Source organism: Streptomyces sp. NPDC048496, from assembly GCF_043200055.1.
Lineage (GTDB): Bacteria > Actinomycetota > Actinomycetes > Streptomycetales > Streptomycetaceae > Streptomyces.
Genome location: NZ_JBICXB010000099.1, coordinates 1 through 8,627 on the forward strand (window position 1 = coordinate 1; position 8,627 = coordinate 8,627).

General features: G+C 67.6%; 12 protein-coding genes. 1 reads left to right on the plus strand and 11 read right to left on the minus strand.

The window, feature by feature from the left end; genetic code table 11:
* Positions 1 to 73: 73 nt before the first annotated feature.
* From ACGFSA_RS34330 to ACGFSA_RS34370, 9 genes are all read right to left on the minus strand, one after another.
* A complete protein-coding gene (locus tag ACGFSA_RS34330) occupies positions 74 to 277 on the minus strand; it encodes a hypothetical protein (RefSeq protein WP_393309980.1) in 204 nt (67 codons plus the stop codon).
* Between the two features lie 101 nt (positions 278 to 378).
* Positions 379 to 918, minus strand: a complete 540-nt coding sequence (locus tag ACGFSA_RS34335; protein ID WP_393309982.1) for a hypothetical protein — start codon at positions 916 to 918, stop codon at positions 379 to 381.
* Positions 905 to 1,222, minus strand: a complete 318-nt coding sequence (locus tag ACGFSA_RS34340) for a hypothetical protein (protein WP_393309984.1) — start codon at positions 1,220 to 1,222, stop codon at positions 905 to 907. The genes ACGFSA_RS34335 and ACGFSA_RS34340 overlap by 14 nt, the downstream gene beginning before the upstream one ends.
* 69 nt (positions 1,223 to 1,291) lie before the next feature.
* Positions 1,292 to 1,471, minus strand: a complete 180-nt coding sequence (locus ACGFSA_RS34345; protein WP_393309986.1) for a hypothetical protein — start codon at positions 1,469 to 1,471, stop codon at positions 1,292 to 1,294.
* A complete protein-coding gene (locus ACGFSA_RS34350) occupies positions 1,434 to 1,778 on the minus strand; it encodes a hypothetical protein (RefSeq protein ID WP_393309988.1) in 345 nt (114 codons plus the stop codon). Before ACGFSA_RS34350 ends, ACGFSA_RS34345 begins: the two co-directional genes overlap by 38 nt.
* A gap of 468 nt (positions 1,779 to 2,246) precedes the next feature.
* The gene (locus tag ACGFSA_RS34355) at positions 2,247 to 2,867 is read right to left on the minus strand and encodes a hypothetical protein (protein ID WP_393309990.1); all 621 of its coding nucleotides are present in this window, start codon (positions 2,865 to 2,867) and stop codon (positions 2,247 to 2,249) included.
* A gap of 93 nt (positions 2,868 to 2,960) precedes the next feature.
* Positions 2,961 to 3,131: a hypothetical protein gene (locus tag ACGFSA_RS34360; protein WP_393309992.1), complete on the minus strand. Its 171-nt coding sequence runs from the start codon at positions 3,129 to 3,131 to the stop codon at positions 2,961 to 2,963.
* Positions 3,132 to 3,290: 159 nt separating this feature from the next.
* Positions 3,291 to 3,959 carry a hypothetical protein gene (locus tag ACGFSA_RS34365; RefSeq protein WP_393309994.1) on the minus strand — a complete coding sequence of 223 codons (669 nt, stop codon included), beginning with the start codon at positions 3,957 to 3,959 and terminating at the stop codon, positions 3,291 to 3,293.
* A gap of 1,084 nt (positions 3,960 to 5,043) precedes the next feature.
* Positions 5,044 to 5,448: a heavy metal-responsive transcriptional regulator gene (locus ACGFSA_RS34370; protein WP_393309996.1), complete on the minus strand. Its 405-nt coding sequence runs from the start codon at positions 5,446 to 5,448 to the stop codon at positions 5,044 to 5,046.
* Positions 5,449 to 5,558: 110 nt separating this feature from the next.
* Here ACGFSA_RS34370 and ACGFSA_RS34375 point away from each other — a divergent pair, with 110 nt between their 5' ends.
* On the plus strand, positions 5,559 to 5,960 hold the full coding sequence (locus tag ACGFSA_RS34375; RefSeq protein WP_393309997.1) for a hypothetical protein: 402 nt from the start codon (positions 5,559 to 5,561) through the stop codon (positions 5,958 to 5,960).
* Between the two features lie 68 nt (positions 5,961 to 6,028).
* Here ACGFSA_RS34375 and ACGFSA_RS34380 read toward each other — a convergent pair whose 3' ends face one another.
* Positions 6,029 to 7,555: an MFS transporter gene (locus ACGFSA_RS34380; RefSeq protein WP_393309999.1), complete on the minus strand. Its 1,527-nt coding sequence runs from the start codon at positions 7,553 to 7,555 to the stop codon at positions 6,029 to 6,031.
* Between the two features lie 529 nt (positions 7,556 to 8,084).
* On the minus strand, positions 8,085 to 8,627 hold a 543-nt coding region (locus ACGFSA_RS34385; RefSeq protein ID WP_393310001.1), incomplete at its 5' end, for a transposase.

An 8,627-nucleotide genomic window follows, 5' to 3' on the forward strand; every position in this document is an offset into this window, starting at 1 on the left:
CGGACGCGCTGGCTTCCGCCTCCTCCGCCACCGCATCCTCCTCAACTGATCCACACCGAGGCGCGATCAACGGCTACGAAAATCTTGTCAGAGCCTGAATCTGGACACCACCGGGGTGCGCCTCACTCAGCTGCCGTTGCATCAGCGAAGCACCGAAGGCGAGCCAGGCGAGATCTTTCCAGTAGATTCCGGTCGGCGGCAGCGTGAGCCAGATGCCGCCGCACACCGTCGTGCTGTGCTCGGGCCGAGCATCGACCGCCCGGAGCTCGGCCTCCAAGTCGGCCTCCAGGCAGCCCAGACGATTCCCCCGCATACGGAACGCGAACTTACTTTTCACAGCGCCTCCAACGACGGCCGGTCCAGTTACTGCGACAGTGCTCAGGGATGGGCGACCGACGGATTCACGGCGTCGAACACCATGACCCCGGCCTCGGGATCAAGGAAGAACGTCCCTTCGAACGCTCCCCCCGTCACCTCGGAGGTGAATCCCTCACTCACCTCCCAGGCCACCCCCTTGGGCACCTTGGGGGAGATCCCCTCCAGCGTGGCCGGGGCCTCGTCGGCCGGCACCCAGTCGTGCTCCTGCTGGAGCCGTTCGGCATCAGCCTTCGCCAGCTGCGCCACGCCCGAGACACGGAAGTCCGTGGGGCCCGCCATCTCCGACGGCATCCCGAACTCCTTCGTGACCCATTCGACGGCGGTGATGTCGCCGAACTCCGGGAACCGCTCGAGAACCGGACCCTTGTCCCGCTCGATCGTCTGCTCCGCCTCCGCCGTCTCCGGCGAGCGGGCCGAGGACCCCGCGGGGCTCTGGACACTCGCCGTGTCGGCCACACCGCTGCCACAGCCGGTGATCAGTGCCAGTGCCGCGACCAGCATGACTGCCCTGCGCGTCCGCCGGACGTCACCGCGGGCCATTGGTCACCACCGTGCTGCTTCCCACGTCTCCCCTGTTCCATGTGACGACTCGGGTGAGTGATCCGCTCACCATGAACGGTTTCGCCCAGCCGAGCGTAGTGAAGCGGCCGTTCTCGTTGTCCGACGCACCCGATGCCTTGTCCGTCATGTCCTTGTTGAAGTCGTAGCGGTCCATGGCGTGAACCGTGATCGTCATCGTGAACTTGTCGCCCTGTGACGTGACTTCGGCGCTGCCCCAGATCTTGTGATCACCCAGGGTCTTGTCCCAGTTCTCGGTCTTCGTGTACAGGCCGGCGCCCGTCATGCTCCGCGCCCCGCCCGTCATGTCGAAGGTGGACTTCCCGGTCTTCCCGCTGAGGATTTCCGCGGCGTTCTATGCCGGGGCGACCTCGCCGTCCACGAAGGCTCCGATGGCCTCGTCCTCGTGGTGCCCCTCGTTGTAGTTCACCTCGAAGTCCGCCCCGGTGTTCTCCCTGTAGTGGGAGTAGGCGGGGCCTGCGTCGTCGAGGGCACCGTCACCGTAGAAGCCGAGCGAGGCGAGCAGGGCCGCCACCGATCGTCTTGGCCTTCCACTTGTTCCAGCTCACATAGTCGCCCGCAGTCGGCTTGGAGTTGGGGTCGTAGGGGAAGTCGTCGTCGTACGTGACCTTGGGCTCGCTGGGCGAGCCCTCCGTGTAGCCGCCACCGCTGGCCGGCTTGGAGGGTGCCAGGAAGAGGCTGGTCATCGCGCTGCCGCCGCCGCACACGTCCTTGATGCCCCCGGCGCATGGCAGGTGCCCGTCCAGCTCGATGAAGCTGGTGGGGTTGCCGCCGGTGAAGGCGTAGCGGTTGCTGGTGTACGGATCGGAGCCGAGGCCCATGTCCGCAGGGCCTCCCCGTCGCCTCTGGCCGCGTCCATATGGCCAGGTCGTGAGGGACTCCGCCCTCCCGGCTCGGACCACGGACAGGATCCGTGTCGCCGCCCGGTTGCGAAAGCGGACAACCAGTGCGCCCAAGACCGTTCGGGGCGTGCCAGTGAGTGGTGAAGGCCGTAGTGCCCTTCACGTCGTACTCCTGGGCCATTCCGACCACATGGAGGTGGGCCAAGCGCGTACGCCTCGTCCCCAGCACGGGCACCCGACCATGCGGGCAGGGACGAATGGATACCGCTGAAGGCGACCGTGGGCCGATCGCCCACGCGGCCCGCCTTACGCAGGGCACGGCACGTGTCATGGGTCCACAAGACAGTGAAGTCGGCGGCTCGAGGAAACGGAGCGACGGCAACATCGCCACCGCGCCCCGATCCGACCGCACAATCTCAGTCCGGCATCCGCGTCTGGCCTGCGTGGTCACGGCTGGGATCGGATCACCGCGACGCAGCACAGCGCCGTGAGGGCCAGAGTCGCCACCGCCGGCCCCGCGAGGGCCTCGGCGGCGGTGGCAGGAAGGATACGGTCGGTCGGCGGGACGGCGTCCTCCGGGTCGAAGACCATCGTGAGGTGCTGGCCCGGGCGCGCGGTGGCGCCGCAGCTGCGCCAAGCCTCGATCGGGACCGGGGTGCCGTCGGGGAGGCGTACCGAGCAGGAGTTCTTGACGTAGTTGCGTCCCTCGTAGCGGTGGACGTGGACCTCGGTCACCACCACCGTACGGCTCTCGCCGCGCGCCGCGAGGACGGCCTGTGCGGTCTGGCCCGGTATCCACCAGGCGAGAGCCCCGCCCAGCACGGCGACCGCGGCCACCAGGACACGTCCCGCGTTTGTCGAGAAGAGATACCAGGCGGCGGCCAGGCCCACGATGACACCGACCACCGAGCCCACCGTGCCGAAACCGGTCAGCACACCCGTCACCGCGGCAGCCGCGATCAGGCCGGCGGTCACGATGCCCACAACGAGGCCCTCCACCACCAGCCGGGTGGGCGGCCGTCCGGAGAAGTTCGCCGGGCCCCACAGGAATGTCCCGTCGTAGGACATGCTGCTCCCTTCGTCGTTCGGAACCTTGCGGAAGAGGACACCCGCCCGGGGTGTGGGTGCCGGGCACGCCCGCCCCGGGCGGCTGGAATCATGTCACCATCCGCTGCCTCCGTAGACCGTGGTGAAGCTGGTTCCTCCACCCACGTCGACGCCGGTCACCAGGGTGACACCGCCGCCGACGGTGTAAACGGGATCACCGTCGCTATTGACCACCCACGGATTGCTGCAGTCCGTCGGGAAGGACCATTCGTTCCCGGAGTCCACGGCCATTCCCCCCAAGGCGTGGACGCCCAGCAGCGGGCCGGCCGCCACATCGGCGCCGACGCCGGTGCCCGCGATCTCACCGACTGCGCGCAGGACCTTCTCGAGAAGACCCTGACCAACCAGGCCAGCGGCGAGTCCATGCGAGGCGCTATGCGAGAACTAGTCCAATTCGGGGTAATAGCCCCGCTGGTACGGGCTCAGCTGGGAGACGGCGAGCTGACCCGAGCCCCGGCAGATCAGGCAGACGCGTCCCCTGCGGCATTCGGGGCAGTTGGTCCGTCCGCGGGCCTGGTCGGGCACCCAGCCGCGTCCGCCGCACCCGGGGCACTCGCCCAGGCCATCACACTCGTAGCAGAGCACGTATCCGGGCGTGACAGTCTCGGGCGTGCGTACCGGCTCCGGCCACTGGAACTCCTCCGGCGCGCGCAGGGCCAGGGCCGGCGTCTGCCCGCTGAACATCACGGCGGACGTGTGGTGGCCCACACGGACTTCGATGCTGCTGCCGTCCTGACGGCCGGTGACCAGGCTCCAGGGCTTCGCGCCGTCGTTCTCCTCCGACGCCGCGATTTCCCAGCCTGCCGGGCCGAGCAGGGCGGCCGCGCGGGACGCGAGGTCGGCGGCGCTGACGCTTGCCGGACGCTCCCCGCGGAACAGAGCCGAGTAGTGGTGGCGCAGCGGCTCGTGCCAGTCGGCGACCGTCGGCCAGTCGAGGAACAGCAGGCCGAGGTCGCTGCCGGGGGTCAGGTCGGTGATCAGTTCGACCATTTGCGCGCGCAGGGCTCGACCCATCCGGTCCAGCTCCTCGCGTGCGCCCGGTATGTCGCCCATTGCGGCCCCCGTTCCTGCCGGGCGTCGTCACCGCCCGATCGCTGGCATCTTATTCGCCGTTCGTATGGAGTTCGCCTGTTTCGTTGTGGCACAGTCGGCGTGACCAGGATCGGATCCGGCCGGCGTGAGGTGGCCGGTAGCGCCGAAGGTGCCGTCGCGGCTCGATCGAGGCGTTGCGTCGGCCGGTGGGCCCCGAAGGGCGGCACACAACCCTGCGAAACGACAAAACGAGGACGGTATGCCACCAGCAGCGACGCAGGCCGCGATCCGTGCACAGTTGCTACGGCACTTCACCGCCACACTCCGGGCAGTACCCGCCGAACTGGCGCTGACGCTGCGACATCCGGACTTTCCCAAGGCGGCGTTTCACCGCGGTGTCACTCTGTCCTGGGACCAAAGCGACCCCGACAACGTCCTGAGATTCTTCGACATCAGGTACTGGGTGCTCGGAACCACACCTGATACCTCCGATCAGCACTTCGACCTGGTGATGCGCGGCTGGGATGATCAAGGCTGGGCGACGCGAAACGATCGGGATTCGCGCCCGCGCAGCGGCTATACACAGACACCCGACGGGTACGGACTCGCCATCACACAGAGCGTGAACGGATACCTCAGCATTGCCGGGGCGACACCTCCCTTCGCACCCGACTCGGCCGTAGGAGACCCACTCCCCACCCGGATCGACCGCCCATCCGAACCGCCGAACTGAGCACCGCACTCCACCGGACGGACCCGTCGGTTCCAGCGCCGGCGCCATCCGAGCGCCGCTACGCGGAGGCCTCCAGCGCGTCCTGTCAAAGATGCCTGTGTGCGTGTAACACGGGTGCTGATTGAAGGTTTCAGAGGTTGGTGACACCTTGATGGGTGTCCCGGCAGCCATGTGCTGGTGGCGGGGGTTCCCCGCGCCGGACGCACCGACCTAACCACCGCCCCTGCCCGGGTCCTGGATCCGGATGACGCACGTGGCGCCGCACTGTCCGATCGAGACGGACAGCACTTCGATATCAGTTTGGGAGGCGGGGTGGCTGCCCCACCCCGGTGAAATGTTCACGGGTTTGGACAGCGCGGTGGAGCTGCGGAGCTATGGCTGTACGGGCGTGAGGATGGTGCAGATGCCGTCCGCGTCGCAGGCGGCGGGGTCGGTGGTGGCGGCGCGGTCGGCCAGGGTGCGCAGTGCGTCTCGGGTGGCGGCGAGCTCGGTCATGCGTCGGTCGATGTCGTCGAGGTGCTCGTGGATGAGTCCGGTGACATGGGCGCAGGGCGCGTGGCCGTCGTCGCGCAGGGCGAGGATCGATCGGATCTCGGCGAGGGTGAGACCGGCGCGCTGGGCGTCGCGGACGAACGCGAGACGGGTGATGACGTGCTCGGGGTAGTCGCGGTAGCCGCTCGGAGTCCGTGGTGGTGGGGGGAGCAGGCCGCTGTCCTCGTAGAAGCGGAGGGTCTTGGTCGTCAGCCCAGTGCGGGCGCCGAGGTCGCCGATGCGCATACCCCCAGCTTATCCCTTGACCTTCCAGCACACTGGAAGGTCTACCGTCGGGTGCAGAAGGGGAACGACGGTCTGAAGGGACAGAGCGGATGCGGATCACGGTGCTGACGGTGGCTGACTGTCCCAACGCTCAGCCGGCCCTGGAGCGGGTCACCGCTGCCCTGGCTGGGCGCGACGCCGAGGTGGAGCTGGTCGAGGTGGCCGATGAGACCGAGGCGGCCAGGCTGGGCATGTACGGGTCGCCGACGATCCTGATCGACGGCACCGACCTGTTCGCACTGCCCAGGGCGGTGCCGAGCCTGTCGTGTCGCCTGTACCGGGCCGCCGACGGCACCGTGTCCGGGGCGCCGGACGAGACCGCCCTGCGCCAGGCGCTTGCAGGGGCGGCGACACCCGGGCAGGAATTCGGCGTGGGACAGCGAGAAACAGCTTCACTCCGGCTACCAGTCCCGGCTACACGGACGAGCAGGCTGCGGAAGTGCGCCGGTACCAGGCGGAGCTGCTCAGGCTGAGCACAGATCCGGCTTCGACGGTGACGAGCGGGACCACGAGGTCGGGCAGGGAGTCCCCTGAGGGGGCGTCACACCGCTGGCGCGCCTGGCGGGGACCCCGGCTTCTTCTCGTCGGCCCCGCGCCGCAGAGCGCTGTCCTGTGGCGTGACCGCCGAAAGCGGCGCAGCGATCTGCTCCAGCGACTTCTGTTCTGCGGCCACCGCGAGGAAGACGGCCACCAGGCCCGCGATCACCATCAGGGCCGCCCCCACACAGAACGCGAGAGCAGCGTCCGCGACGACTCCGCTCTGCGTCAGGCCCGCGAAGAGCAGGGGGCCGGAAATACCGCCGGCCGCCGTCCCGATCGCGTAGAAGAAGGCGATCGCCATGGCCCGCGTCTCCATCGGGAAGACCTCACTGACCGTGAGGTACGCCGAACTCGCACCCGCCGACGCGAAAAAGAGGACGACGCACCAGCACAGCGTCATCGTGATGGCGTCGAGCCGTCCGGCATCGAACAGCCAGGCAGTGAGGAACAGGAGCACTCCGGAGAGGATGTAGGTCCCCGCGATCATCGGCCGGCGGCCCCAGGTGTCGAAGAGACGGCCCAGGAACAGTGGGCCCAGGAAGTTACAGAACGCGATGGCGGCGAAGAAGTAGCCGGTTGTTGCGGTGGAGACGTCGAAGAACGTGACCAGGATCGAACCGAAGCCGAAAGTGATCGCGTTGTAGAGGAAAGCCTGTCCGACGAAGAGCGCGAAGCCGAGCGTCGCACGCTTGGGATAGTCACGGAAGACGGTCTTCCCGATCTCGATGAAGCCGACGCTGCGCCGCTGTTCGACAGTGATCTCGCTCTCCGCCTCGGGGAGCAGGCGGCCCGTCTCCTCCTCGATCTCCCATTCCACTTCGTCGACGAGCTTCTCCGCTTCCTCGGACTGCCCGTGGATGAACATCCATCGCGGGCTTTCCGGCACATGACGGCGTACGAGAAGGATGACCAGTCCCAGAACGACGCCGAGGGCGAACGTCAGCCGCCAGCCGACATCCTTGGGGAAGATGTCGGTATCGAGTGCGAGGACCGACAGGAGGGCACCACCTATCGCACCCAACCAGTAACTGCCATTGATGATCAGGTCGACGCGGCCCCGGAACCTGCTGGGGATCAGCTCGTCGATGGCGGAGTTGATGGCCGCGTACTCGCCGCCGATACCGAACCCGGTCAGGAAGCGGAAGAGGAAGAACCACCAGACGGAGAAGGAGATGGCGGTGAGCGCGGTCGCCGCGAGGTAGACGGTCAGAGTGATCAGGAAGAGCTTCTTGCGGCCGTAACGGTCCGTGAGCCAGCCGAAGAAGAGAGCGCCCGAGCAGGCGCCCGCCACGTAGAGCGCTGCCGCGACGCCCGTGACCTGGACGCTGCTGATCGGCAGGCCGCTGCCAGCTTCGGAGAGCCGGCCGGCGATGTTCCCGACAACGGTGACTTCCAGGCCGTCGAGGATCCAGACGGTGCCCAGGCCGATCACGATCATCCAGTGCCATCGCGACCACGGCAGGCGGTCCAGTCTCGCGGGGACCTTCGTCGTGACCGTTCCGGTGACTGCTCCTCCGCCTCGGCTCATGCGACTCTGCCTCCTGAGAGGACGGCCTTCTCCGCCGCCCGTGGCGCCGAGGCCGGGTACCCCGGGTCCAAGCGGATAAACAGCATCATGAACCGATGCCCTGCTGGGGAGGCGCGCCGGTTAACGTGGAGAGGGTCCCCTCTCCTGTTCTGGAACACTCGACCAGTCCGACGCACGCTTTGGCCTGCCGGTGGTCATTGAGATGTCCGCCTCACGCGTGCTGTGTCAAGGGACGAACTGGGCTGAGCCGCTTGGCCGTCTTTGACATTGCGCTGTTCCAGTCGGTGGGGGATCCGCCGAGGCGGAATGTGACTGTGGGGGTGAGAGGTCTGGGCTGGTACGGCCGAGGATCGGGGCCCAGGAGATGAGTCCGTCGTCGGGTCGGGATCCCCGGCCGTCGCCATCGTTTTTCGTCAGTGGATGGCCGGGCGGATTCGGACGGGCAGCCGCTGGTGCCCGTTGCTGATGAGGGAGTTCACCGGCACCAGCGGGTGTGTCCAGTAGACGGCTGATCCAGTTTTTGTAGGGGTCAGTTGGCGGCCGGGGTGAGCCGGCCTTCGAAGGCGATCTGGAAGGCGTTCAGGGGCGCCTTCCAGCGTATGGTCCACCGCTTGCGGCCCTTGCCGGTGGGGTTCAGCGACATGAGCGCCATGTATACGCATTTCATGGCTGCGGCCTCGTTGGGGAAGTGTCCACGGGCGCGGACGGCCTTGCGGATGCGGGCGTTGACGGACTCGATCGCGTTCGTCGAGCAGATGACCTTGCGGATCTCGACGTCGAAGGAGAGGAAGGGCACGAACTCGGCCCAGGCGTTCTCCCAGAGCCGGATGACCGCCGGGTACTTCTTGCCCCAGGCTTCCTGGAACTCGCTGAACCGCTCGGCCGCGGCGGCCTCGTTCGGTGCCGTGTAGACGGGCTTGAGCGCCTTGGCGATCTTGTCCCAGTCCTGACGGGCGGCGTGCCGGAAGGAGTTCCTCAGCAGGTGAACGACGCAGGTCTGGACAATCGTTCGAGGCCAGACGGTCTCCACTGCTTCCGGCAGGCCCTTCAGCCCGATGCCCCTATGGATGTC